Origin of the sequence: Escherichia sp. TW09308 (assembly GCF_000208565.1) — a bacterium.
Classification (GTDB): domain Bacteria; phylum Pseudomonadota; class Gammaproteobacteria; order Enterobacterales; family Enterobacteriaceae; genus Escherichia; species Escherichia marmotae.
In genome coordinates this window covers 2,191,962-2,217,828 of the sequence record NZ_AEME01000001.1, presented here as the reverse complement: position 1 = coordinate 2,217,828, position 25,867 = coordinate 2,191,962, and the positions used below count along the sequence as shown (strand labels likewise).

24 protein-coding genes and 1 pseudogene are annotated in these 25,867 nt (G+C 51.9%); 16 read left to right on the top strand and 9 right to left on the bottom strand.

All coding sequences use genetic code 11. From position 1 onward, the window contains the following. Positions 1–5 precede the first annotated feature (5 nt). From fhuC to fhuB, 3 genes are read left to right on the top strand one after another with little or no spacing between them, the layout of a single operon-like run. The gene (gene fhuC, locus ESM_RS0110655) at positions 6–803 is read left to right on the top strand and encodes a Fe3+-hydroxamate ABC transporter ATP-binding protein FhuC (protein ID WP_001158928.1); all 798 of its coding nucleotides are present in this window, start codon (positions 6–8) and stop codon (positions 801–803) included. Beyond that, positions 803–1,693: a Fe(3+)-hydroxamate ABC transporter substrate-binding protein FhuD gene (fhuD, locus tag ESM_RS0110650; protein ID WP_010378052.1), complete on the top strand. Its 891-nt coding sequence runs from the start codon at positions 803–805 to the stop codon at positions 1,691–1,693. Before fhuC ends, fhuD begins: the two co-directional genes overlap by 1 nt. Beyond that, a complete protein-coding gene (fhuB, locus tag ESM_RS0110645) occupies positions 1,690–3,672 on the top strand; it encodes a Fe(3+)-hydroxamate ABC transporter permease FhuB (RefSeq protein WP_000044037.1) in 1,983 nt (660 codons plus the stop codon). Before fhuD ends, fhuB begins: the two co-directional genes overlap by 4 nt. A 34-nt stretch (positions 3,673–3,706) precedes the next feature. On the opposite strand, the gene hemL is transcribed toward fhuB, so the two are convergent. After that, on the bottom strand, positions 3,707–4,987 hold the full coding sequence (gene hemL, locus ESM_RS0110640; RefSeq protein ID WP_000045318.1) for a glutamate-1-semialdehyde 2,1-aminomutase: 1,281 nt from the start codon (positions 4,985–4,987) through the stop codon (positions 3,707–3,709). Between the two features lie 165 nt (positions 4,988–5,152). On the opposite strand from hemL, the gene ESM_RS1000000129090 reads away from it, so the two are divergent. The 4 genes from ESM_RS1000000129090 to erpA are packed head-to-tail and all read left to right on the top strand — an operon-like array spanning position 5,153 to position 7,059. Continuing rightward, positions 5,153–5,200, top strand: a complete 48-nt coding sequence (locus tag ESM_RS1000000129090; RefSeq protein WP_214678600.1) for a hypothetical protein — start codon at positions 5,153–5,155, stop codon at positions 5,198–5,200. Between the two features lie 11 nt (positions 5,201–5,211). After that, the gene (clcA, locus tag ESM_RS0110635; RefSeq protein WP_000845418.1) at positions 5,212–6,633 is read left to right on the top strand and encodes a H(+)/Cl(-) exchange transporter ClcA; all 1,422 of its coding nucleotides are present in this window, start codon (positions 5,212–5,214) and stop codon (positions 6,631–6,633) included. 23 nt (positions 6,634–6,656) lie between these two features. Continuing rightward, entirely contained in the window at positions 6,657–6,722 is a 66-nt protein-coding gene (yadW, locus tag ESM_RS1000000128420) for a small protein YadW (protein WP_122983118.1), read from the top strand. Then, a complete protein-coding gene (gene erpA, locus ESM_RS0110630) occupies positions 6,715–7,059 on the top strand; it encodes an iron-sulfur cluster insertion protein ErpA (protein WP_001295564.1) in 345 nt (114 codons plus the stop codon). The genes yadW and erpA overlap by 8 nt, the downstream gene beginning before the upstream one ends. Before the next feature lie 44 nt (positions 7,060–7,103). Here the strand turns inward: erpA and ESM_RS0110625 are convergent, their stop codons facing one another. The 3 genes from ESM_RS0110625 to mtnN are packed head-to-tail and all read right to left on the bottom strand — an operon-like array spanning position 7,104 to position 9,256. Next, positions 7,104–7,727 (bottom strand): TRIC cation channel family protein, encoded by a 624-nt coding sequence (locus tag ESM_RS0110625; protein ID WP_000964219.1) that lies wholly within the window; start codon positions 7,725–7,727, stop codon positions 7,104–7,106. A gap of 37 nt (positions 7,728–7,764) precedes the next feature. Continuing rightward, positions 7,765–8,565, bottom strand: a complete 801-nt coding sequence (btuF, locus tag ESM_RS0110620) for a vitamin B12 ABC transporter substrate-binding protein BtuF (RefSeq protein ID WP_001129924.1) — start codon at positions 8,563–8,565, stop codon at positions 7,765–7,767. After that, on the bottom strand, positions 8,558–9,256 hold the full coding sequence (gene mtnN, locus ESM_RS0110615) for a 5'-methylthioadenosine/S-adenosylhomocysteine nucleosidase (RefSeq protein ID WP_000689856.1): 699 nt from the start codon (positions 9,254–9,256) through the stop codon (positions 8,558–8,560). The genes btuF and mtnN overlap by 8 nt, the downstream gene beginning before the upstream one ends. Positions 9,257–9,339: 83 nt before the next feature. On the opposite strand from mtnN, the gene dgt reads away from it, so the two are divergent. The 3 genes and pseudogenes from dgt to cdaR all read left to right on the top strand — a co-directional run bounded on the left by dgt (position 9,340) and on the right by cdaR (position 13,724). Then, positions 9,340–10,857 carry a dGTPase gene (dgt, locus tag ESM_RS0110610; RefSeq protein ID WP_000192051.1) on the top strand — a complete coding sequence of 506 codons (1,518 nt, stop codon included), beginning with the start codon at positions 9,340–9,342 and terminating at the stop codon, positions 10,855–10,857. A 133-nt stretch (positions 10,858–10,990) separates the two neighbouring features. Further along, a pseudogene (degP, locus tag ESM_RS0110605) lies at positions 10,991–12,412 on the top strand (serine endoprotease DegP); the annotation flags it as partial. Positions 12,413–12,566: 154 nt separating this feature from the next. Further along, positions 12,567–13,724 carry a DNA-binding transcriptional regulator CdaR gene (gene cdaR / locus ESM_RS0110600; protein ID WP_000929415.1) on the top strand — a complete coding sequence of 386 codons (1,158 nt, stop codon included), beginning with the start codon at positions 12,567–12,569 and terminating at the stop codon, positions 13,722–13,724. 63 nt (positions 13,725–13,787) lie between these two features. On the opposite strand, the gene ESM_RS0110595 is transcribed toward cdaR, so the two are convergent. The 5 genes from ESM_RS0110595 to map all read right to left on the bottom strand — a co-directional run bounded on the left by ESM_RS0110595 (position 13,788) and on the right by map (position 19,700). Further along, entirely contained in the window at positions 13,788–14,174 is a 387-nt protein-coding gene (locus tag ESM_RS0110595; protein WP_000272188.1) for a DUF3461 family protein, read from the bottom strand. A gap of 158 nt (positions 14,175–14,332) precedes the next feature. Further along, entirely contained in the window at positions 14,333–15,145 is an 813-nt protein-coding gene (gene yaeI / locus ESM_RS0110590; RefSeq protein ID WP_000625626.1) for a phosphodiesterase YaeI, read from the bottom strand. Positions 15,146–15,198: 53 nt separating this feature from the next. Next, positions 15,199–16,023 carry a 2,3,4,5-tetrahydropyridine-2,6-dicarboxylate N-succinyltransferase gene (gene dapD, locus ESM_RS0110585; RefSeq protein WP_001186657.1) on the bottom strand — a complete coding sequence of 275 codons (825 nt, stop codon included), beginning with the start codon at positions 16,021–16,023 and terminating at the stop codon, positions 15,199–15,201. Between the two features lie 30 nt (positions 16,024–16,053). Next, positions 16,054–18,726, bottom strand: coding sequence for a bifunctional uridylyltransferase/uridylyl-removing protein GlnD (glnD, locus tag ESM_RS0110580; protein ID WP_001094595.1), 2,673 nt, complete (start codon positions 18,724–18,726; stop codon positions 16,054–16,056). A gap of 179 nt (positions 18,727–18,905) precedes the next feature. Next, on the bottom strand, positions 18,906–19,700 hold the full coding sequence (gene map / locus ESM_RS0110575; protein WP_001018205.1) for a type I methionyl aminopeptidase: 795 nt from the start codon (positions 19,698–19,700) through the stop codon (positions 18,906–18,908). A 367-nt stretch (positions 19,701–20,067) separates the two neighbouring features. Between map and rpsB the strand changes: the two genes are divergently transcribed. The 6 genes from rpsB (at position 20,068) to ispU (ending at position 25,857) form a co-directional block, all read left to right on the top strand. After that, a complete protein-coding gene (gene rpsB / locus ESM_RS0110570) occupies positions 20,068–20,793 on the top strand; it encodes a 30S ribosomal protein S2 (RefSeq protein ID WP_000246882.1) in 726 nt (241 codons plus the stop codon). Positions 20,794–21,049: 256 nt separating this feature from the next. Then, positions 21,050–21,901, top strand: a complete 852-nt coding sequence (gene tsf / locus ESM_RS0110565; RefSeq protein WP_000818112.1) for a translation elongation factor Ts — start codon at positions 21,050–21,052, stop codon at positions 21,899–21,901. A gap of 146 nt (positions 21,902–22,047) precedes the next feature. Next, a complete protein-coding gene (pyrH, locus tag ESM_RS0110560; RefSeq protein ID WP_000224575.1) occupies positions 22,048–22,773 on the top strand; it encodes a UMP kinase in 726 nt (241 codons plus the stop codon). A 291-nt stretch (positions 22,774–23,064) separates the two neighbouring features. Then, positions 23,065–23,622: a ribosome recycling factor gene (gene frr, locus ESM_RS0110555; protein ID WP_000622419.1), complete on the top strand. Its 558-nt coding sequence runs from the start codon at positions 23,065–23,067 to the stop codon at positions 23,620–23,622. A 91-nt stretch (positions 23,623–23,713) separates the two neighbouring features. Then, positions 23,714–24,910 carry a 1-deoxy-D-xylulose-5-phosphate reductoisomerase gene (gene ispC / locus ESM_RS0110550; RefSeq protein ID WP_000811946.1) on the top strand — a complete coding sequence of 399 codons (1,197 nt, stop codon included), beginning with the start codon at positions 23,714–23,716 and terminating at the stop codon, positions 24,908–24,910. A 188-nt stretch (positions 24,911–25,098) separates the two neighbouring features. Then, positions 25,099–25,857 (top strand): (2E,6E)-farnesyl-diphosphate-specific ditrans,polycis-undecaprenyl-diphosphate synthase, encoded by a 759-nt coding sequence (gene ispU, locus ESM_RS0110545; protein WP_001517776.1) that lies wholly within the window; start codon positions 25,099–25,101, stop codon positions 25,855–25,857. The last annotated feature ends 10 nt before the right edge of the window (positions 25,858–25,867 follow it).

Below are 25,867 nucleotides of genomic sequence, written 5' to 3'. Positions count from 1 at the left end.
CTGTTATGCAGGAATACACGAATCATTCCGATACCACTTTTGCACTGCGTAATATTTCCTTTCGTGTGCCGGGGCGCACGCTTTTGCATCCGCTGTCGTTAACCTTTCCTGCCGGGAAAGTGACCGGCCTGATTGGTCACAACGGTTCTGGTAAATCCACACTGCTCAAAATGCTGGGACGTCATCAGCCGCCGTCGGAAGGCGAGATTCTTCTTGATGCCCAGCCGTTGGAAAGCTGGAGCAGTAAAGCCTTTGCCCGCAAAGTCGCTTATTTGCCGCAGCAGATTCCTCCGGCTGAAGGGATGACCGTGCGCGAACTGGTGGCGATTGGTCGCTATCCGTGGCACGGCGCGTTGGGGCGATTTGGCGTGGCAGATCGCGAAAAGGTCGAAGAAGCCATCGCTCTTGTCGGCTTAAAACCACTGGCGCATCGGCTGGTGGATAGCCTTTCTGGCGGTGAACGTCAGCGAGCGTGGATCGCCATGCTGGTGGCGCAGGATAGCCGATGCCTGCTGCTGGATGAACCGACCTCGGCGTTGGATATCGCTCATCAGGTTGACGTGTTGGCGCTGGTGCATCGTTTAAGCCAGGAACGCGGCCTGACGGTGATTGCTGTGCTGCACGATATCAATATGGCGGCGCGTTACTGTGATTATCTGGTCGCCCTGCGCGGCGGTGAAATGATTGCTCAGGGAACGCCTGCGGAAATTATGCGCGGCGAAACCCTCGAAATGATTTATGGCATCCCGATGGGTATTTTGCCGCATCCGGCGGGTGCCGCACCTGTGAGTTTTGTTTATTGATGAGCGGCTTACCTCTTCTTTCGCGTCGTCGACTGTTAACGGCGATGGCGCTTTCTCCGTTGTTATGGCAGATGAATACCGCTCGCGCGGCGGCGATTGATCCGCATCGTATTGTGGCGCTGGAGTGGTTGCCGGTGGAACTGCTACTGGCGCTCGGCATCATGCCTTACGGTGTGGCGGACACCATTAACTATCGACTGTGGGTCAGCGAACCGCCATTACCGGAATCGGTGATTGACGTTGGTTTGCGTACAGAACCTAACCTCGAACTACTGACCGAAATGAAACCGTCGTTTATGGTCTGGTCGGCAGGATATGGCCCTTCGCCAGAAATGCTGGCACGCATTGCACCGGGGCGCGGATTTAACTTCAGCGACGGCAAGCAGCCACTGATGATGGCGCGTAAGTCACTGACGGAAATGGCGGATTTGCTCAACCTGCAAAGTGCGGCAGAAAAGCATTTAGCGCAATATGAAAAATTTATCCGCAGTATGAAACCCCGCTTTGTAAAGCGTGGAGCGCGCCCGTTATTGCTGACGTCGCTTCTCGATCCGCGCCATATGCTGGTCTTCGGTCCAAACAGCTTGTTCCAGGAAATTCTCGATGAGTACGGTATTGTGAATGCATGGCAAGGGGAAACCAACTTCTGGGGCAGCACCGCGGTCAGTATTGATCGTCTGGCGGCGTATAAAGATGTTGATGTGCTGTGTTTTGATCACGATAACAGTAAGGACATGGACGCGTTAATGGCGACGCCGCTGTGGCAGGCCATGCCGTTTGTCCGTGCAGGGCGTTTTCAACGCGTACCCGCAGTTTGGTTCTATGGCGCGACGCTTTCGGCAATGCACTTTGTGCGCATTCTGGATAACGCCATTGGAGGCCAGGCGTGAGTAAACGAATTGCGCTTTTTCCGGCGTTATTGTTGGCGTTGCTGGTGATTGCCGCTGTGGTGCTCACCTGGATGAACTTCTCGCATGGGCTGCCGCGTAGCCAGTGGACTCAGGCAATCTGGTCGCCGGATATTGACGTCATTGAGCAGATGATTTTTCACTACAGCTTGCTGCCGCGTCTGGCTATTTCGCTGCTGGTTGGCGCGGGTCTGGGGCTGGTTGGCGTGCTGTTTCAGCAAGTGCTACGTAACCCGCTGGCGGAACCGACCACGCTTGGCGTCGCAACGGGCGCGCAACTGGGGATTACCGTCACCACGCTGTGGGCGATTCCTGGTGTGGCGGCAAGTCAGTTCGCCGCGCTGGCGGGGGCTTGTGTGGTTGGCTTAATCGTCTTTGGCGTCGCGTGGGGTAAACGCCTTTCGCCAGTGACGTTGATCCTCGCGGGTCTGGTCGTGAGCCTTTATTGCGGGGCAATCAACCAGTTACTGGTCATTTTTCATCATGACCAGTTGCAAAGCATGTTCCTGTGGAGCACCGGTACGCTGACGCAAACCGACTGGGGCGGCGTTGAACGTTTATGGCCGCAGTTACTGGGCGGCGTGATGCTGACATTGCTACTACTGCGCCCGTTAACCCTGATGGGGCTTGATGATGGCGTGGCGCGCAATCTGGGGCTGGCACTGTCGCTGGCGCGTCTGGCTGCGCTGTCTCTGGCGATTGTTATCAGCGCCTTGCTGGTGAACGCGGTCGGGATTATCGGCTTTATCGGTTTGTTCGCGCCGCTGCTGGCGAAAATGCTGGGCGCGCGTCGTCTGCTGCCGCGGCTGATGCTGGCGTCACTGATTGGGGCACTCATTCTCTGGCTTTCCGATCAGATAATTCTCTGGCTAACCCGCGTATGGATGGAAGTTTCCACCGGATCGGTCACTGCACTGATTGGTGCGCCGCTGCTGCTATGGCTGCTGCCACGTTTACGCAGCATTAGCGCGCCGGATATGAAGGTTAACGATCGGGTCGCGATTGAACGCCAACATGTGCTGGCGTTTGCCCTCGCTGGTGGTGTGCTGCTGCTGATTGCCGTAGTGGTGGCGCTGTCGTTTGGTCGTGATTCGCAAGGCTGGACGTGGGCGAGTGGGGTACTGCTTGAGGATTTAATGCCCTGGCGCTGGCCGCGAATTATGGCGGCACTGTTTGCAGGCGTGATGCTGGCAGTGGCTGGCTGTATTATTCAGCGGCTGACCGGAAACCCGATGGCAAGCCCTGAAGTGCTGGGGATCAGCTCTGGTGCGGCGTTTGGCGTAGTGCTGATGCTGTTTCTGGTGCCGGGCAACGCCTTTGGCTGGTTGCTGCCCGCGGGAAGTCTCGGTGCGGCGGTGATGCTGTTTATCATTATGATCGCCGCCGGGCGCGGTGGATTTTCACCACATCGGATGCTGCTGGCGGGGATGGCATTAAGCACCGCGTTCACTATGCTGCTGATGATGTTGCAGGCGAGCGGCGATCCACGTATGGCGCAAGTGCTGACCTGGATTTCCGGTTCGACCTACAATGCCACCGATGCGCAGGTCTGGCGCACCGGAATTGTGATGGTGATTTTGCTGGCAATTACGCCGCTGTGCCGTCGCTGGCTGACCATTTTACCGCTGGGTGGTGATACCGCACGAGCCGTGGGGATGGCGCTGACGCCGACGCGAGTTGCGTTGCTGATGCTGGCGGCCTGTCTGACGGCGACCGCGACAATGACCATTGGGCCATTGAGTTTTGTTGGTCTGATGGCACCACATATTGCACGGATGATGGGCTTTCGACGGACGATGCCGCACATTGTGATTTCGGCGCTGGTGGGTGGTTTGCTGCTGGTGTTTGCGGACTGGTGCGGGCGGATGGTGTTGTTTCCGTTCCAGATCCCGGCGGGATTATTGTCGACGTTTATCGGCGCGCCGTATTTTATTTATTTGCTGAGAAAGCAGAGCCGTTAATAAAATGCCTCGCCCGGTGGGCGAGGCAAAATCATCACAACTTAGCAAACACCCGACGTGCGGCATCGATGGTGTTATTGATATCTTCCATGCTGTGCGCCACGGACATAAAGCCCGCTTCAAACGCTGACGGTGCCAGGTAAACACCTTCGTCCAACATCATATGGAAGAAACGCTTAAAGCGTTCCACGTCACAGGCCATTACGTCCTGATAACACGTCACTGACCCGGCATCGGTAAAGAAAATACCGAACATGCCGCCAACGTGGTTCACAACCAGAGGAATCCCCGCTTCTTCTGCCGCTTCCAACAAGCCTTCCGCCAGACGTGTTGTCAGCTCATCCAGTGTCTCGTGAACACCCGGCTGCGCGACTTCATTCAGACAGGCGAAACCGGCTGCCATCGCAATTGGGTTACCGGAAAGTGTACCCGCCTGATACACCGGGCCGGTCGGGGCCAGCGCATCCATCACATCACGACGGCCGCCGAAGGCACCAACAGGCATCCCGCCGCCAATGATTTTACCCAGGCAGGTGAGATCCGGCACGACACCGTAATAATCCTGTGCGCCCGCCAGCGCCACGCGGAAGCCGGTCATTACTTCATCAATGATTAGCAACGCGCCAAACTCGTCACACAGCGCGCGCAGACCCGGCAGAAACTCCGGCAACGGCGGAACGCAGTTCATGTTACCGGCTACCGGTTCAACGATAATACAGGCAATTTCTTCCGGGTACTGCTCAAACGCGGCGCGTACAGACGCCAGATCGTTATAGGTACAGGTTAAGGTATGTTTGGCGAAATCCGCTGGAACGCCCGGAGAGTTCGGTTGACCCAGCGTCAGTGCGCCAGATCCTGCTTTCACTAACAGACAGTCGGCGTGGCCGTGGTAACAACCTTCGAATTTAATGATTTTATCGCGGCCGGTAAAACCACGGGCGAGGCGGATAGCGCTCATCGTCGCTTCGGTGCCGGAGTTCACCATACGCACCATATCCATCGTCGGCACCAGTTCGGTCACCAGTTCCGCCATTTTTACTTCCATTTCGGTCGGCGCACCAAAGCTCAGACCGCGCCCGGCGGCTTCAATTACTGCGTTACGGATCGCCGGGTGGTTATGGCCCAGCACCATCGGCCCCCAGGAACCGACATAATCGATATACGCTTTGCCATCAACATCGTACAGATAAGCGCCGTCCGCTTTTTCGATAAACAGTGGAGTGCCGCCCACGCCGGTAAAAGCGCGAACAGGGGAGTTCACACCGCCAGGGATCAGCTCGCGCGCTGCGCTGTAAAGATTTTCAGACTTACTCATGGAGGGTTCCTGATTCGTAGAAAAAGTGAATGGCTGCTATTCTATGTTATTCATAACAAGTTAAATACTCGTCAAGCATCAGGTTGCTTGTACTGCGGCAACCCGGATTTCTAAGAGTATAAAAGTTTTGCGCATTTGAAACATTACGCTTTGCAAAGGATTTTCATCGAACGAGCGAGTAGAATGCCGTCATCTTATTTGTATGACCAATAAGTGATCATTGGATGAAAACTGATACACCCTCTTCTGAAATACCGCAGGCTGCGCGTCTGCGACGCAGACAACTGATTCGTCAACTTCTTGAGCGCGACAAAACGCCATTAGCCATTTTGTTTATGGCTGCGGTCGTCGGCACCCTTGTCGGGCTGGCAGCAGTAGCTTTTGACAAAGGCGTCGCCTGGTTGCAGAACCAACGTATGGGCGCGCTGGTACATACTGCCGACAATTACCCACTTTTGTTGACCGTCGCTTTTCTCTGTTCGGCGGTGCTGGCGATGTTCGGTTATTTTTTGGTGCGCAAATACGCGCCGGAAGCAGGTGGTTCGGGTATTCCGGAAATTGAAGGCGCGCTGGAAGATCAACGTCCCGTCCGCTGGTGGCGTGTATTGCCGGTGAAGTTCTTTGGTGGTCTGGGAACGCTGGGCGGTGGCATGGTGCTGGGACGTGAAGGGCCAACCGTACAGATCGGCGGTAACATTGGCCGCATGGTGCTTGATATTTTCCGCATGAAAGGTGATGAAGCTCGTCACACGTTGCTGGCAACCGGTGCGGCGGCGGGGCTGGCGGCGGCCTTTAACGCGCCGCTCGCGGGCATTCTTTTTATTATCGAAGAGATGCGTCCGCAATTCCGCTATACGCTAATTTCGATTAAAGCGGTATTTATTGGCGTCATTATGTCGACCATTATGTACCGAATATTTAATCACGAAGTCGCGTTAATTGACGTAGGTAAACTCTCTGATGCGCCGCTCAATACGCTCTGGCTTTATCTGATCCTCGGTATTATTTTTGGTATCTTCGGCCCTATTTTTAATAAATGGGTGCTGGGGATGCAGGATTTGTTGCACCGTGTGCACGGCGGCAATATCACGAAATGGGTGCTGATGGGCGGTGCGATTGGCGGCCTGTGTGGCTTGCTTGGTTTCGTTGCGCCAGAAACTTCGGGCGGTGGTTTTAACCTGATTCCTATCGCGACAGCAGGGAATTTCAGCATGGGAATGCTGATTTTTATTTTTGTTGCGCGGGTGATCACCACACTGCTCTGCTTTTCTTCTGGTGCACCGGGCGGTATTTTCGCCCCGATGCTAGCGCTTGGTACGGTTTTGGGAACGGCATTTGGCATGGTCGCTACGGAACTGTTTCCGCAATATCACCTTGAAGCAGGGACATTTGCTATTGCTGGAATGGGCGCGTTACTGGCGGCATCCGTTCGTGCGCCGCTAACCGGGATAATATTGGTACTTGAGATGACAGATAACTATCAGCTCATTTTGCCAATGATTATTACTGGTCTTGGCGCAACACTATTAGCACAATTTACCGGCGGAAAACCGCTATACTCAGCGATTCTTGCCCGCACGCTGGCAAAACAGGAAGCGGAACAACTGGCGCGAAGCAAGGCCGCGGCTGCCAGCGAGAATACTTGAACGAAATACCAGGGTATTAGATAATGGCGCTTATTATTGGGTTAGAATTTGCCCAATTGCCGATGTCGTTTGGAGCAAAATATGAGTGATGACGTAGCACTGCCGCTGGAATTTACCGACGCAGCAGCCAACAAAGTTAAAAGCCTGATCGCTGATGAAGATAACCCGAATCTGAAGTTACGCGTGTATATCACTGGTGGCGGTTGCAGCGGCTTCCAGTATGGTTTCACCTTTGATGATCAGGTGAACGAAGGCGATATGACTATCGAAAAACAGGGCGTAGGCCTGGTGGTTGACCCGATGAGTCTGCAATACCTGGTCGGCGGTTCCGTTGACTATACCGAAGGTCTGGAAGGTTCACGTTTCATCGTGACCAACCCGAACGCGAAAAGCACCTGCGGTTGCGGTTCTTCCTTCAGCATCTAATCTGCTTTTAATATGCCGGATAACCTATCCGGCATATCTTCTCTTCAACGTCCATTATCATCCAGTGCAAACGTCGGTAGTTTAAGATGCCAACGGATAGCTGCCAGCCGAATCAATAGCGTTACAACCATCCCCATCATACTGGCTGTTTCCAGCGGTACGGAGAACGTGTAATGGGCTGTAGCGTGGACAATACCGCCGATAATGCAGGCCGTCGCGTAGATTTCTGTGCGTAATATCATCGGGATTTCACGCGCCAGTACATCCCGGATGATCCCGCCGCCAACGCCGGTGATCACACCCATACAAACGGCAATCAGTGGGCCTGCTTCCGCATTAAAGGCTTTGTTGACACCAATACCAACAAACACCGCCAGGCCAACCGCGTCAAGCACAGGCAGCATCCATTTTGGTAAGCGTCTTGGCTGGCGTACCAGAACGATAGTCAACATACTGGTCACCATCGCGACGACCAGGTCTGTGGGATCTTTCACCCAAAATACCGGACCGTGATCCAGCGCCATGTCGCGAATTGTCCCGCCACCTACTGCGGTAACCACGCCCAGAACCAGGACGCCAAAAGGGTCCATACGCAATTTTCCGGCTAGCAAAACGCCGGAGATGGCAAATACCGCTGTGCCGACTATATCCAGCCAATAGACGAGCATTTCTCAATCCCCACTGAGCACCTGAAAATATCAGGCGCTAATCCACCTGTGAAAGCGCATTACAGAGTTGTTGTGCAGCGAGGATAATACGTGGGCTTGCGCGTTCAAACCAGTCGCTCGTGAGAGGAATAACGGGAATTTTGAGCTGTTCGCCCCAGTATTGCTTTATTTTAGGAATTTTATCCGCTCCGCCCGTGATGACAATAGCCTGTGGGGCGCGTGCTAATACCTGTTCGCGGCTAACCTGCGGCCAGGGAACCCGGCTGTCTTTAAAGATGTTTTCTCCGCCGCAAACTTCCAGCACCTGGTTCTGAATCGACTCTTTTCCGCTGGTGAACGGCGGATTAATGCCGAATTGTAAGAAAACACGTTTTTTAGGTTTATCAGCATATTGCGCTTTCAGTTGCGCATACTGTTCCAGTAAGGTTTGCGCGGCTTGCCCGGCTTTGTCTGGCTGCGGGCTCCAGGGTGCCAGTTGGCGTAGCGCATCAGCAATTTGTTCAATGCTTGTCGCATCGACCCACATCACTTTTATTCCCAGCGAAATCAGTTGGTCAACCTGCCGCTCGGCATTGCCCCCGCGCCAGGCAATCACCAGATCGGGCTTCAGCGCCACGATGCGCTCCAGATTCATCCCCTGCCAGGTGGAAACCTGCTCAATCTTCCGGGCTTCTGGTGGATAGTCGGAATAACTGCTGACCCCTACCGGGGTGATCCCGGCGGCAAAGGCAAGTTCAGTGTTGGCGGGAGAAAGAGTGATAACGCGCGGCGCGGCGTTGAGCCACAGCGGCGCGAGAAAAGACAGGGCGACCAGCGCCCTGAACAGTGACTTAGCCATGAGTCAGTTTCTGCACCAGTGACTCAACCATCAGGCTGGACTGTTTGGCTGCAACGGCCAGAAATTCGTCGAAGCTGAGATGAGACTGCTGATCGGCCACGTCAGAGATGGCGCGTACCACCACAAACGGTACGTTAAAATTGTGGCAGACATGAGCGATAGCCGTCGCTTCCATCTCTACCGCAATGGCTTGCGGGAAGTTGTGACGGATTTTCGCCAGAGCAACGGAGCCGTTGATGAAAGCGTCACCACTGACAATCAGACCGCGCACGGCGTTAAGATTCAGTTCGGCAATGCAGGACTCGGCAGCCGCGATCAATTTATCATCAGCTTTGAAGCCTGCCGGGCAGCCAGGTAGCTGACCGTATTCGTAGCCAAATGCCGTCACGTCGGCGTCGTGATAACGTGTTTCGTCAGAGACAACGATATCGCCCACTTTCAGCGTTGATGCCAGCCCCCCCGCAGAACCGGTGTTAATAATCACATCTGGCTTGCAGTGCTCCAGCAGTAGAGTCGCACCCAGCGCCGCAGCGACTTTACCGATACCCGATTTCAGAAGCGCAACCTCGGTTCCGTTCAGTTGACCCGTGTAGATTTCACAGCCACCCAGGCGGAGAGTTTGACGGTTTTCGATTTTGTCACGCAGCAGCGTAACTTCTTCTTCCATTGCACCAATGATGCCGATTTTCATAGATTTACTCGCGATAAGCCCGATTTGAGGGCATAGTTTATCATGCGCTTAAGGGGAAGCGTATTTCTCACGCGGGAGAGGACATGACACAGATTGATTTCCGAAAAAAAATAAACTGGCATCGTCGTTATCGTTCACCGCAGGGCGTTAAAACCGAGCATGAGATCCTGCGGATCTTTGAAAGCGATCGGGGACGTATTATCAACTCCCCGGCAATTCGCCGTCTGCAACAAAAGACCCAGGTCTTCCCACTTGAGCGTAATGCCGCCGTGCGCACGCGTCTTACCCACTCTATGGAAGTGCAGCAGGTAGGGCGCTATATCGCCAAAGAGATATTAAGTCGTCTGAAAGAGCTTAAATTGTTGGAGGAGTATGGTCTGGACGAGCTGACCGGCCCCTTTGAAAGCATTGTTGAGATGTCATGCCTGATGCACGATATCGGTAACCCGCCGTTTGGTCATTTTGGCGAAGCGGCGATTAATGACTGGTTTCGCCAGCGTTTGTACCCGGGGGATGCCGAAAGTCAGCCGCTGACCGATGATCGCTGTCGTGTGGCAACGTTGCGATTAAGGGAAGGAGAGGAACCGCTTAATGAATTGCGGCGCAAAATTCGTCAGGATTTATGTCATTTTGAAGGCAATGCGCAGGGGATTCGCCTGGTGCATACATTGATGCGGATGAATCTCACCTGGGCGCAGGTTGGCGGTATTTTAAAATATACCCGTCCGGCGTGGTGGCGTGGTGATACGCCTGAGACGCATAACTATTTAATGAAAAAGCCGGGCTATTATCTTTCCGAAGAAGTCTATATTTCCCGTTTGCGTAAAGAACTTAATTTGGCTCTTTACAGTCGTTTTCCATTAACGTGGATTATGGAAGCTGCCGACGATATCTCTTATTGTGTGGCTGATCTTGAAGATGCGGTTGAGAAAAGAATATTTACCGTTGAACAGCTTTATCATCATCTCCACGAGGCATGGGGTCAGCATGAGAAAGGTTCGCTGTTTGCACAGGTAGTAGAAAATGCCTGGGAAAAATCACGCTCAAATAGCTTAAGTCGCAGCACGGAAGATCAGTTTTTTATGTATTTACGGGTTAATACTCTCAATAAACTGGTGCCTTATGCGGCACAACGATTTATTGATAATTTACCGACGATTTTTGCCGGAACGTTTAATCATGCGCTGTTGGAAGATGCCAGTGAATGTAGCGATCTTCTGAAGTTATATAAAAATGTCGCCGTAAAACATGTATTTAGCCATCCAGATGTCGAGCAGCTTGAATTACAGGGCTACCGGGTGATTAGTGGGTTATTAGAGATTTATCGTCCTTTATTAAGTTTGTCGTTATCAGACTTTACTGAACTGGTAGAAAAAGAACGGGTGAAACGTTTCCCGATTGAATCGCGCTTATTCCACAAGCTCTCCACGCGCCATCGGCTGGCCTATGTCGAGGCCGTCAGTAAATTATCATCAGATTCTCCTGAATTTCCTCTATGGGAATATTATTATCGCTGCCGCCTGCTACAGGATTATATCAGCGGTATGACAGACCTCTATGCGTGGGATGAATACCGGCGTCTGATGGCTGTAGAACAATAACCAGGCTTTTGTAAAGACGGACAATAAATTTTTACTTTTTGCAGAAACTTTAGTTCGGAACTTCGCGCTATAAAACGAATCTGAAGAACACAGCAATTTTGCGTTATCTGTTAATCGAGACTGAAATACATGAAAAAAACCAACATTAGCACTGAGTGCACTGGCTCTGAGTTTAGGTTTGGCGTTATCTCCGCTCTCTGCAACGGCGGCTGAGACTTCTTCAGCAACGACAGCCCAGCAGATGCCAAGCCTTGCACCGATGCTCGAAAAGGTGATGCCTTCAGTGGTCAGCATTAACGTAGAAGGTAGCACAACTGTTAATACGCCGCGTATGCCGCGTAATTTCCAGCAGTTCTTCGGTGATGATTCTCCGTTCTGCCAGGACGGTTCTCCGTTCCAGAGTTCTCCGTTCTGCCAGGGTGGCCAGGGCGGTAACGGCGGCGGTCAGCAACAAAAATTCATGGCGCTGGGTTCCGGTGTCATCATTGATGCCGATAAAGGCTATGTTGTTACCAACAACCACGTTGTTGATAACGCGACGGTCATTAAAGTTCAACTGAGCGATGGCCGTAAGTTCGACGCGAAGATGGTTGGCAAAGATCCGCGCTCTGATATCGCGCTGATCCAGATCCAGAATCCGAAAAACCTGACTGCAATTAAGATGGCGGATTCCGATGCGCTGCGTGTAGGTGATTACACCGTAGCAATCGGCAACCCGTTCGGTCTGGGCGAGACGGTAACTTCCGGTATCGTCTCTGCACTGGGACGTAGCGGCCTGAACGCCGAAAACTACGAAAACTTCATCCAGACCGATGCCGCAATCAACCGCGGTAACTCCGGTGGCGCGCTGGTTAACCTGAACGGCGAACTGATCGGCATTAACACCGCGATCCTCGCGCCGGACGGCGGTAACATCGGTATCGGTTTTGCTATCCCGAGTAACATGGTGAAAAACCTGACCTCGCAGATGGTGGAATTCGGCCAGGTGAAACGCGGCGAGCTGGGCATTATGGGAACCGAGCTGAACTCTGAACTGGCGAAAGCAATGAAAGTTGACGCCCAGCGCGGTGCTTTCGTAAGTCAGGTTCTGCCGAACTCTTCCGCTGCGAAAGCTGGCATTAAAGCGGGTGATGTGATCACCTCACTGAACGGTAAACCGATCAGCAGCTTTGCCGCGCTGCGTGCCCAGGTTGGCACCATGCCGGTGGGTAGCAAACTGACCCTGGGCTTACTGCGCGATGGTAAGCAGGTTAACGTGAACCTGGAACTGCAGCAGAGCAGCCAGAATCAGGTTGATTCCAGCTCCATCTTCAACGGTATTGAAGGCGCAGAGATGAGCAACAAAGGCAAAGATCAGGGCGTGGTAGTGAACAACGTGAAAACGGGCACTCCGGCTGCACAGATCGGCCTGAAAAAAGGTGATGTGATTATTGGCGCGAACCAGCAGGCAGTGAAAAATATTGCTGAACTGCGTAAAGTTCTCGACAGCAAACCGTCTGTTCTGGCACTGAACATTCAGCGCGGCGACAGCACCATCTACCTGTTAATGCAGTAATCTCCCTCAACCCCTTCCTGCAAACGGGAAGGGGTTCTCTTTTCAATTTGTGACTCCCTCCACAACTCCATATTTCTGCATTGTCCTTTGTGCATTTGCACAATGCTGTGCGTTGCGTACTTCCTTATGCTAAACCGTGCTCAACGGAGGGCTTATGGCTGGCTGGCATCTTGATACCAAAATGGCGCAGGATATCGTGGCGCGCACTATGCGCATTATCGATACCAATATCAATGTAATGGATGCTCGCGGGCGAATTATCGGCAGCGGCGATCGTGAGCGTATTGGTGAATTGCACGAAGGTGCATTGCTGGTACTTTCGCAGGGGCGAGTAGTCGATATTGATGATGCCGTGGCGCGCCATCTGCATGGTGTGCGACAGGGGATCAATCTACCGTTACGGCTTGAGGGCGAAATTGTCGGCGTGATCGGACTGACCGGTGAACCGGAGCATTTGCGTAAATATGGCGAGCTGGTCTGTATGACGGCAGAAATGATGCTGGAACAGTCACGGTTGATGCACCTGCTGGCGCAGGATAGCCGACTGCGTGAAGAGCTGGTGATGCATCTGATTCAGGCTGAGGAGAGTACGCCAGCATTAACCGAATGGGCGCAGAGGTTGGGCATCGATCTCAATCAACCCCGCGTAGTAGCCATTGTCGAGGTCGACAGCGGTCAGCTTGGCGTCGATAGCGCGATGGCGGAATTACAGCAACTGCAAAACGCGCTGACTATGCCGGAACGTAATAATCTGGTTGCGATTGTTTCGCTGACTGAAATGGTGGTGCTAAAACCGGCGTTGAATCAGTTTGGGCGCTGGGATGCGGAAGATCATCGTAAGCGAGTTGAACAACTCATTACCCGCATGAAAGAGTATGGTCAGTTACGTTTCCGCGTTTCGCTGGGTAACTATTTTACCGGTCATGGCAGTATTGCCCGTTCTTATCGCACGGCGAAAACGACGATGGTCGTCGGTAAGCAGCGAATGCCAGAAAATCGCTGCTATTTTTATCAGGATCTGATGTTGCCTGTTTTACTTGATAGTTTGCGCGGTGACTGGCAAGCCAACGAACTGGCTCGTCCTCTGGCACGGCTCAAAGCGATGGATAATAACGGTTTGCTACGGCGTACGCTGGCGGCGTGGTTTCGCCATAATGTGCAGCCGCTGGCAACGTCAAAGGCGTTGTTTATCCATCGTAATACGCTGGAGTATCGTCTCAACCGTATCTCTGAATTGACCGGGCTGGATTTGGGTAATTTTGATGACAGGCTGTTGCTGTATGTGGCGTTGCAACTGGATGAAGAGCGGTAGGTTCATAACAAAATTAAAGCCGGGTGATACTTTACCCGGCTCGCAGAATGACATCAGTTACTATTATTTGCGTGTCAGCTTTTCCAGATCCGCCTCAATTTCGCTGATCTTATTGGTCACCACTGACTCCAGGTGACGCAAGTCATCGAGAATTTTACGTTTAAGATCCACTTCGCTACGATCGCGTTGGCAGATTTGATCAAGCTCATCAATGATATAACGCAGATTCGGGCTGATCTCCTGAACTTCTTTATAGCCCTGACCCACACCATCTGCAACCACCGTTTTGCGCTGACGTGGATATTTAAACTTCACGCTCTTGGCAAAAAACTCACCTTTATCTTTCTGGAAATAGATTTTCAGAATATCGTTGTTGGCTTCCTGCCGGAGGCTGTAACGATCAATTTCTTCAGGATTGGTAATACCCAGACTTTTCAGATTGTCGTACATAGCGTTACCTCAAAATGAGTCAGTAAATTGTGCTTATCTTAGCATTTGGCCTGGCCCGCCCGGCTCGACTGTGATCGCAGAAAGCCTTTTTCCAGACTTCTATCATGGCGTAAAAATTAAAAAATTACCTGCTTTATTCTGGCGATAGATTTTACGTTCTACACCAGTTCCAGTATCGTCACTTCCGGACGGCAGTTAAGCCGCAGCCCATACAAACTTCCCACGCCGCGGGTCGTATAGATTTTTCGTTCACCAAACGCATTTAACCCAGTGACGTAGCGTTTATCTTCGACTGGTGCAAAAGATTCGCCAACCAATGGCACGCGTAGCTGCCCGCCATGAGTATGACCGCACAGCATCAGATCCCAGGGGGCATCACGCATGATTTCTTTGCTGTCGGGATTATGTGCCAGCACCAGCCGTGGCAGATTAGCGTCGTTTACGCCGGGAGGGTTACATTGCCCGGCCCATAAATCCCCAGTGCCAACCAGTTCAAATTGTCGATTCTGTGTGGAGAGAACCGTTGCCTCGTTAAACAACACCTTGATACCCGCTGATTTCAGCGCTTCGCTAATTAAGCGATTCTTTTGCGTACCGACGGGGCGATCGTGGTTGCCGTAACAGGCAAATGTCGGCGCACATTCGGCAAGGGGAGATAGTACGCCACCAAACGCCGAAAAATTCAGCGGCATATCAAATAGTACGTAGTCGCCGCCCAGCAATATCAAATCGGGATTTTGCGCCACTCCAAGGGCAATGGCTTCTGATATCAGGGTGAGTGGAACAAAGCGGGAGTAATGGAGATCGGCAAGAAAAAGAATTTTGAACGGTGCGGCTTTATCTTTAAAAAAGACGATGTGCTGATGGGTTAATTCAAGCCAGCCGGGTTCCAGGTAATGTATATAGCCGAAACCTGAGCCTGCGGCTAACGTTGCGGTGGCAGCCTGTAAAAAACGTCGGCGTGAAATCATCATCTTTCCCTGCAAAGAAAACGGGCAGCATCATGCTGCCCGTGTACATACTCTTAATCGATGGTACGCAGCAGTTCGTTGATGCCGACTTTACCGCGGGTTTTCGCGTCAACTTTCTTAACAATAACAGCACAGTAAAGGCTGTATTTACCATCTTTCGACGGCAGGTTGCCAGAAACAACTACAGAACCTGCCGGAACGCGACCATAGTGGATTTCACCCGTTTCACGGTCGTAAATACGGGTGCTCTGACCGATGTATACGCCCATGGAAATAACGGAACCTTCTTCGACAATTACGCCTTCAACGACTTCAGAACGCGCGCCGATGAAGCAGTTATCTTCAATGATGGTCGGGTTAGCCTGCAGCGGCTCCAGCACACCACCGATACCTACACCGCCAGACAGGTGCACGTTTTTACCAATCTGCGCACAGGAACCGACTGTGGCCCAGGTATCAACCATCGTACCTTCATCAACGTATGCACCGATGTTGACATAAGACGGCATCAGCACAGTGTTACGGGCGATAAACGCACCCTGACGCACTGCCGCGGGTGGCACCACGCGGAAGCCTTCTTTCTGGAAACGTGCTTCGTCGTAGTTGGCGAATTTCATCGGCACTTTATCGAAGTAGCGGCTTTCTGCTCCTTCTACCACCTGATTATCATTAATACGGAAAGAGAGCAGCACCGCTTTTTTTAACCACTGATGCGTCACCCACTGACCGTCAATTTTTTCCGCAACACGCAGTGCGCCGGAATCCAGCAGGGCGATCACCTGATTTACCGCTTCGCGGGTAACGGTGTCTGCATTGGCTGGCGTGATCTCGGCACGGCGTTCAAAAGCGGTCTCAATAATGTTCTGTAACTGCTGCATTGTTAAACTCTTTTCATATCAGTAAACACATCACCCTTTATCGTTTGGATTGAGGGCCTCTGTCAACCGCTGATGTACTTCCTGCTGCAACTCGTTATTAAGTGCACGTCGGTCAGCGGTGGCGATTATGAATAAATCTTCTACTCGCTCACCAATGGTTGTAATTCTGGCACCATGAAGCGAAATTCCCAGATCGGCAAAAATTTTCCCTACCCGTGCCAGCAGTCCAGGCTGGTCGAGAGCAATCAGCTCGAGGAATGATTTTCGGTCGGTATGGGTTGGCAAAAACGTCACTTCGGTTTCAACGGTAAAATGACGCAGTTTGGCGGGTTGACGACGCGGCTGAGGTGGCTGCCAGCTACTTTGTGTCAGTATCTGCTCCAGACCAAAACGAATAACTTCATGGCGATCAGTGGACAGAGGGCTGCCATCTGGCTCCAGCACGATGAAGGTATCCATCGCCATACCGTCGCGGGTGGTGAAAATTTGCGCGTCATGAACGCTTAAATTGCGACGGTCTAACTCGGCACAAACGGCGGCAAACAGGTATGGGCGGTCCGGGCTCCAGATAAAAATCTCGGTGCCACCGCGCGTGGCTTGCGGGCTAAGTAATACCAGCGGCTTACTTAAATCGTGCTGTAATAAATGGCGCGCGTGCCAGGCCAGTTGATTTGGGCTATGGCGGACAAAATAGTTAGCGCGACAGCGCGACCAAATTTGGTGCAGCGCCTCTTCGTCGATGTTATCCATGCGCAACAGAGCCAGCGCCTGAAGCTGGTGATGGCGAACCCGTTCGCGCATATCCGGCGTATTTTGCATTCCGCGTCGTAGCTGCTTTTCGGTAGCAAAATAGAGCTCACGCAACAGACTTTGCTTCCAGCTATTCCACAGCGTTTCGTTAGTGGCACAAATATCAGCCACCGTCAGGCATACCAGATAGCGCAGACGATTTTCCGTTTGTACTTCTTCGGCAAACTGTTTGATGACTTCCGGGTCCTGAATATCACGGCGCTGAGCGGTTACCGACATTAGCAAGTGCTGGCGAACCAGCCAGGCCACCAGTTGCGTTTCGCGCGAATTCAGCCCGTGGAGTTCAGCAAAATTCACCACGTCTTGTGCGCCGAGTATGGAGTGATCGCCGCCGCGTCCTTTGGCGATATCATGAAACAATGCGGCGATGAAAATCAGCTCCGGCGATGGCAGGCGTGGCCAGACATCCACACACAACGGGTGGCGAGGGCGCGTCTCTTCACTGGCAAAACTTTCCAGTTTCAGCATCACGCGAATGGTGTGTTCATCCACTGTGTAAGCGTGGAACAAGTCAAACTGCATCTGCCCGACGATATGCGACCACTGCGGCATATAGGCACCGAGCACGCTATGACGATGCATTGGCAAAAGTCCGCGACGCACTGCGCCAGGGTGTCGAAGAATGCTTAAAAACAGTTTTCGCGCTTCCGGAATATTACACAGCGGTTGTTGTAGATGGCGACGGGCATGGCGCAACTGACGCAGCGTGGTGGAGTAAATACCAGTGATCGCGCTATTGCGCACCATGGTGTAAAACATGCGCAAGATGGCTTCCGGCTGGCGCATAAACAGCGTTTCATCGCGTAGGTCGATCAGCGTACCACGTAGCTGAAATTCATCGTCAATCGGACGTGGTTTTTCATCTGCGGGGAGGGCGAGGATGGCTTCATCGAACAGTTGCAGCAGCATCTGGTTGAGTTCGCTGACGCGACGCGTGACGCGGAAATAATCCTTCATCATTCGTTCGACCGGTTCGTTACCTTCGCCACTGTAATTCAGACGCTGGGCGACGCTTAACTGGCGATCAAACAGCAGTCGGTTATCGTAACGGCTAACGACCAGATGCAGGGCAAAGCGAATGCGCCACAATATATGCAGACACTCGTTTAATTCCGCCCGCTCCGCAGACGTTAAGAAGCCAAACCCCACCATTTCATCCAGCGATGTAGCACCGAAATGTCGGCGGGCGACCCATTGCAGGGTGTGGATATCACGCAAGCCGCCGGGGCTGCTTTTGATATCTGGTTCGAGGTTGTAACTGGTGCCGTGATAACGCTGGTGGCGCTGGTTTTGCTCCTCAACTTTCGCCGCGTAGAACTTGTCAGAAGGCCAGAATCCTTCGCTGAAAATATGCTTTTGCAGTTCGAGAAATAGCGCCACATCGCCAATCAACAGACGTGATTCAATTAAATTGGTGGCGACGGTTAAATCCGATAGCCCTTCCAACATACACTCTTCAAGGGTGCGCACGCTATGACCGACTTCCAGCTTCACATCCCAGAGCAGCGTTAACAGTTCGCCCACTTTTTGCGCCTGATCGTCCGGGAGTTTTTTACGACTTAAGATCAGTAAATCGATATCTGAAAGCGGATGTAACTCGCCGCGACCATAGCCACCGACGGCAACCAGCGCCAGATCGGCAATCTGGCTGAAACCCGCTTCTATCCATAAACGTTGCAGGAGCTGGTCGATAAACTCAGTGCGCGCCTCAATCAATTGTTCCGCAGAAATCCCGCTGTCAAAGGCATCGCCCAGCCAACGCTGGAAAGTGTCGATATGGGCTTTTATTCCACAGACGGTTAATTCATCACGGGGCCAGACGCCAGGGTTTTGCGGTTGACCGGGAAGGGTGGGGAGAGCGGTGTTTGCGTACTGTTCTGGAAGGGTATTCATTGTGCGCCACCCATAAGATTAAATTATCGCATTAAAAAAGCCGGCATTCGCCGGCTTCAGATTGTTGACAAAGTACGCTTTGTTCATGCCGGATGCGGCGTGAACGCCTTATCCTGCCTACAACTTCTTGCAAATGGAGAAGGTAGGACGCATCAGGCAATTTTGCGTTTGTCTTCCTCTTATTCGTCGTGCGAGATTATCGCCGGGATGGTGTCATCCTTGCGTAGCGTCAGAATTTCGCAGCCGTTATCGGTCACTACAATAGTATGCTCGTATTGTGCAGACAAGCTGCGATCTTTGGTTTTTACCGTCCAGCCATCTTTCATGGTGCGGATCTCTTTTTTACCCGCGTTGACCATTGGCTCGATGGTGAAGGTCATCCCCGGTTTCAGCACGACGTTGGTTTCTGGGGAGTCATAGTGCAGCACTTGCGGCTCTTCATGGAAGCCGCGACCAATGCCGTGCCCGCAATATTCACGAACGACGGAGAAGCCTTCTGCTTCGACAAATTTCTGAATTGCCGCGCCGATTTCACGCAGATTAATGCCCGGTTTTACCATACGCAGCGCCAGATACAGGCTCTCTTGCGTAATGCGACACAGGCGTTCGCCCATGATGGTCGGTTTACCGACGATAAACATTTTTGAGGTGTCGCCGTGGAAACCATCTTTGATTACGGTGACGTCAATGTTAACGATGTCGCCGTCTTTCAGCAGTTTGGCGTCGTCCGGGATACCGTGGCACACCACTTCATTAATAGAAATGCAAACGGATTTCGGATAACCGTGATAGCCGAGGCAGGCAGAAACTGCGTGTTGCTGATTAACAATATAATCATTACAGATGCGATCCAGTTCGCCGGTGCTGACGCCCGGTTTAACATACGGTTCGATCATTTCCAGCACTTCGGCAGCCAGGCGGCCAGCGACGCGCATTTTTTCGATATCTTCAGGGGTCTTGATTGAGATAGCCATTAATTCTGTCCATCAGCGTCGGTGATACCGACAATATATATTTAAGTGCTGTCAATGGTATCACACCCTGCCAAATTGAGAATCATTCTGAACTTCGCGAAACGTGCCACCGAGGGTTTCCTGTAATAGAAAATTCATCGTGTGATGTTGTACACCGCACCAACAATTATTGGAGTCCACGGCGTATTTGTGGTATAAAGCGCGCCGGACTTCCGATCCATTTCGTATACACAGACTGGACGGAAGCGACAATCTCACTTTGTGTAACAACACACACGTATCGGCACATATTCCGGGGTGCCCTTTGGGGTCGGTAATATGGGATACGTGGAGGCATAACCCCAACTTTTATATAGAGGTTTTAATCATGGCAACTGTTTCCATGCGCGACATGCTCAAGGCTGGTGTTCACTTCGGTCACCAGACCCGTTACTGGAACCCGAAAATGAAGCCGTTCATTTTCGGTGCGCGTAACAAAGTTCACATCATCAACCTTGAGAAAACTGTACCGATGTTCAACGAAGCTCTGGCTGAACTGAACAAGATTGCTTCTCGCAAAGGTAAAATCCTTTTCGTTGGTACTAAACGCGCTGCAAGCGAAGCGGTGAAAGACGCTGCTCTGAGCTGCGACCAGTTCTTCGTGAACCATCGCTGGCTGGGCGGTATGCTGACTAACTGGAAAACCGTTCGTCAGTCCATCAAACGTCTGAAAGATCTGGAAACTCAGTCTCAGGACGGTACTTTCGACAAGCTGACCAAGAAAGAAGCGCTGATGCGCACTCGTGAGCTGGAGAAACTGGAAAACAGCCTGGGCGGTATCAAAGACATGGGCGGTCTGCCGGACGCTCTGTTTGTAATCGATGCTGACCACGAACACATTGCTATCAAAGAAGCAAACAACCTGGGTATTCCGGTATTTGCTATCGTTGATACCAACTCTGATCCGGACGGTGTTGACTTCGTTATCCCGGGTAACGACGACGCAATCCGTGCTGTAACCCTGTACCTGGGCGCTGTTGCTGCAACCGTTCGTGAAGGCCGTTCTCAGGATCTGGCTTCCCAGGCGGAAGAAAGCTTCGTAGAAGCTGAGTAATAAGGCTTGATAACTCCCCCGAAATAGTTCGAGTTGCAGGAAGGCGGCAAGCTCGAGAATCCCAGAGAGCTTACTTAAGTAAGTGACCTGAGTGAGCGAGCGAAGACAACGCGCCTGCAGCTTGAAATATGAAGGGGAGAGCCCTTATAGACCAGGTAGTACACGTTTGGTTAGGGGGCCTGCATATGGCCCCCTTTTTCACTTTTATATCTGTGCGGTTTAATTCCGGGCAGATCACATCTCCGAGGATTTTAGAATGGCTGAAATTACCGCATCCCTGGTAAAAGAGCTGCGTGAGCGTACTGGCGCAGGCATGATGGATTGCAAAAAAGCACTGACTGAAGCTAACGGCGACATCGAGCTGGCAATCGAAAACATGCGTAAGTCTGGTGCGATCAAAGCAGCGAAAAAAGCAGGCAACGTTGCTGCTGACGGCGTGATCAAAACCAAAATCGACGGCAACTACGGCATCATTCTGGAAGTTAACTGCCAGACTGACTTCGTGGCAAAAGATGCTGGTTTCCAGGCGTTCGCAGACAAAGTGCTGGACGCAGCGGTTGCTGGCAAAATCACTGACGTTGAAGTTCTGAAAGCACAGTTCGAAGAAGAACGTGTTGCGCTGGTAGCGAAAATCGGTGAAAACATCAACATTCGCCGTGTTGCTGCGCTGGAAGGCGACGTTCTGGGTTCTTATCAGCACGGCGCGCGTATCGGCGTTCTGGTTGCTGCTAAAGGCGCTGACGAAGAGCTGGTTAAACACATCGCTATGCATGTTGCTGCAAGCAAACCAGAATTCATCAAACCGGAAGACGTATCCGCTGAAGTGGTAGAGAAAGAATACCAGGTACAGTTGGACATCGCGATGCAGTCTGGTAAGCCGAAAGAAATCGCAGAGAAAATGGTTGAAGGCCGCATGAAGAAATTCACCGGCGAAGTTTCTCTGACCGGTCAGCCGTTCGTTATGGAACCGGCAAAAACTGTTGGTCAACTGCTGAAAGAGCATAACGCTGAAGTGACTGGCTTCATCCGCTTCGAAGTGGGTGAAGGCATCGAGAAAGTTGAGACTGACTTTGCAGCAGAAGTTGCTGCGATGTCCAAGCAGTCTTAATTATCGAAAAGGAGCCGCCTGAGGGCGGCTTCTTTTTGCGCCCATCTTGTAAATTCAGCTAACCCTTATGGGGCTGCGCTGAAAAGCGACGTACAATGTCGCCAGTATTAATTCATTTCAATCGTTGACAGTCTCAGGAAAGAAACATGGCTACCAATGCAAAACCCGTCTATAAACGCATTCTGCTTAAGTTAAGTGGCGAAGCTCTGCAGGGCACTGAAGGCTTCGGTATTGATGCAAGCATACTGGATCGCATGGCTCAGGAAATCAAAGAACTGGTTGAACTGGGTATTCAGGTTGGTGTGGTGATTGGTGGGGGTAACCTGTTCCGTGGTGCTGGTCTGGCGAAAGCGGGTATGAACCGCGTTGTGGGCGACCACATGGGCATGCTGGCGACCGTGATGAACGGCCTGGCAATGCGTGATGCACTGCACCGCGCCTATGTGAACGCTCGTCTGATGTCCGCTATTCCATTGAATGGCGTGTGTGACAGCTACAGTTGGGCCGAAGCTATCAGCCTGTTGCGTAATAACCGTGTGGTGATCCTCTCTGCCGGTACTGGTAACCCATTCTTCACCACTGACTCTGCAGCTTGCCTGCGTGGTATCGAAATTGAAGCCGATGTGGTGCTGAAAGCAACCAAAGTTGACGGTGTGTTTACCGCTGACCCGGCGCAAGATCCAACTGCAACTATGTACGAGCAGTTGACCTACAGTGAAGTGCTGGAGAAAGAACTGAAAGTGATGGACCTGGCTGCCTTTACGCTGGCTCGTGACCACAAATTACCGATTCGTGTTTTCAACATGAACAAACCGGGTGCGCTGCGCCGTGTGGTAATGGGTGAAAAAGAAGGGACTTTGATTACGGAATAATTCCCGTAATGGATAAATAAGGGTAAGATTCCGCATAAGTATCGCGGGGGCGTAAGTCTGATTATAAGGCGTTATTGTTTCAGGCAGTTTGGTCACGGCCAGCGCGCAACAACCGGAGCGTACAAAAGTACGTGAGGATTGCGAGCACTGCCCAGGGTCAAAATGGCAAATAAAATAGTCTAATAATCCAGACGATTACCCGTAATATGTTTAATCAGGGCTATACTTAGCACACTTCCACTGTGTGTGACTGTCTGGTCTGACTGAGACAAGTTTTCAAGGATTCGTAACGTGATTAGCGATATCAGAAAAGATGCTGAAGTACGCATGGACAAATGCGTAGAAGCGTTCAAAACCCAAATCAGCAAAATACGCACGGGTCGTGCTTCTCCCAGCCTGCTGGATGGCATTGTCGTGGAATATTACGGCACGCCGACGCCGCTGCGTCAACTGGCAAGCGTAACGGTAGAAGATTCCCGTACACTGAAAATCAACGTGTTTGACCGTTCAATGTCTCCGGCCGTTGAAAAAGCGATTATGGCGTCCGACCTCGGCCTGAACCCGAACTCTGCGGGTAGCGACATTCGTGTTCCACTGCCTCCGCTGACGGAAGAACGTCGTAAAGATCTGACCAAAATCGTTCGTGGTGAAGCAGAACAAGCACGTGTTGCGGTGCGTAACGTGCGCCGTGACGCGAACGACAAAGTGAAAGCACTGTTGAAAGAAAAAGAGATCAGCGAAGATGATGATCGCCGTTCTCAAGACGATGTACAGAAACTGACTGACGCTGCAATCAAGAAAATTGAAGCGGCGCTGGCAGACAAAGAAGCAGAACTGATGCAGTTCTGATTTCTTGAACGACAAAAACGCCGCTCAGTAGATCCTTGCGGATCGGCTGGCGGCGTTTTGCTTTTTATTCTGTCTCAACTCTGGATGTTTCATGAAGCAACTCACCATTCTGGGCTCGACCGGCTCGATTGGTTGCAGCACGCTGGACGTGGTGCGCCATAATCCCGAACACTTCCGCGTAGTTGCGCTGGTGGCAGGAAAAAATGTCACTCGCATGGTAGAACAGTGCCTGGAATTCTCTCCCCGCTATGCTGTTATGGACGATGAAGCGAGTGCGAAACTTCTTAAAACGACACTACAACAACAAGGTAGCCGCACCGAAGTCTTAAGTGGCCAGCAGGCTGCTTGCGATATGGCGGCGCTTGACGATGTTGATCAGGTGATGGCTGCGATTGTCGGTGCCGCAGGCCTGCTACCTACGCTTGCCGCGATCCGCGCGGGTAAAACCATACTGCTGGCAAACAAAGAATCACTGGTCACCTGTGGACGTCTGTTCATGGACGCCGTAAAGCAGAGCAAAGCGCAGTTATTACCCGTCGATAGCGAACACAACGCCATTTTTCAGAGTTTACCGCAACCTATTCAGCACAATCTGGGATACGCTGACCTTGAGCAAAATGGCGTGGTGTCCATTTTACTTACCGGGTCTGGTGGCCCTTTCCGTGAGACGCCATTGCGTGATTTGGCAACAATGACGCCAGATCAAGCTTGTCGTCATCCGAACTGGTCGATGGGACGTAAAATTTCCGTCGATTCGGCCACCATGATGAACAAAGGTCTGGAATACATTGAAGCGCGCTGGTTGTTTAACGCCAGCGCCAGCCAGATGGAAGTGCTGATTCATCCGCAGTCAGTGATTCACTCAATGGTGCGTTATCAGGACGGCAGTGTTCTGGCGCAGTTGGGTGAACCCGACATGCGAACGCCAATTGCCCACACCATGGCATGGCCGAATCGCGTGAACTCTGGCGTGAAGCCGCTCGATTTTTGCAAACTGAGTGCGTTGACATTTTCCGCACCGGATTATGAACGTTATCCATGTCTGAAACTGGCGATGGATGCGTTTGAACAAGGCCAGGCTGCGACGACGGCATTGAACGCCGCAAACGAAATTAGTGTTGCAGCCTTCCTTGCGCAACGGATTCGTTTTACGGATATCGCCGCGTTGAATTTATCCGTGCTGGAAAAAATGGATATGCGCGAACCACAATGCGTGGACGATGTGTTGTCTGTTGATGTCAATGCGCGCGAGGTCGCCAGAAAAGAGGTGATGCGTCTCGCAAGCTGAGGATAATCCGGCTACAGAGAGTCGTGCTATTTGTTAGCGTAGGGCTTCAGTGATATAGTCTGCGCCATCTGATCGTAAGTAGTTGGCTTTCTAAGGTCAGGTATGCCGTGGTTTGACACGGCTTTTTTTTGTATAGGCTTCAGTATTCCTGAGTACCGTAAACCCTTTCAGGGAATAAGAAACGCGTGATGTTGTCTGCTACTCAACCACTTAGCGAAAAATTGCCAGTTCATGGCTGTCGCCATGTCGCGATCATTATGGATGGCAACGGGCGCTGGGCAAAAAAGCAAGGGAAAATTCGTGCCTTCGGGCATAAAGCCGGGGCTAAATCGGTCCGTCGGGCGGTCTCTTTTGCGGCCAACAACGGTATTGAGGCGTTAACGCTGTATGCCTTTAGTAGTGAAAACTGGAACCGACCAGCGCAGGAAGTCAGTGCGTTAATGGAACTGTTTGTGTGGGCGCTTGATAGCGAAGTAAAAAGCCTGCATCGGCATAACGTGCGTCTGCGTATTATTGGCGATACCAGTCGCTTTAACTCGCGTTTGCAAGAACGTATTCGTAAATCTGAAGCGTTAACTGCCGGGAATACCGGTCTGACGTTGAATATTGCGGCGAACTACGGTGGACGTTGGGATATAGTCCAGGGCGTCAGGCAACTGGCTGAAAAGGTGCAGCAAGGAAATCTGCAACCGGATCAGATAGATGAAGAGATGCTAAACCAGCATGTCTGTATGCATGAACTGGCCCCTGTAGATTTAGTAATTAGGACTGGGGGAGAGCATCGCATTAGTAACTTTTTGCTTTGGCAAATTGCCTATGCCGAACTTTACTTTACAGATGTTCTCTGGCCCGATTTCGATGAACAAGACTTTGAAGGGGCGTTAAATGCCTTTGCTAATCGAGAGCGTCGTTTCGGCGGCACCGAGCCTGGTGATGAAACAGCCTGATGGGGGTCGC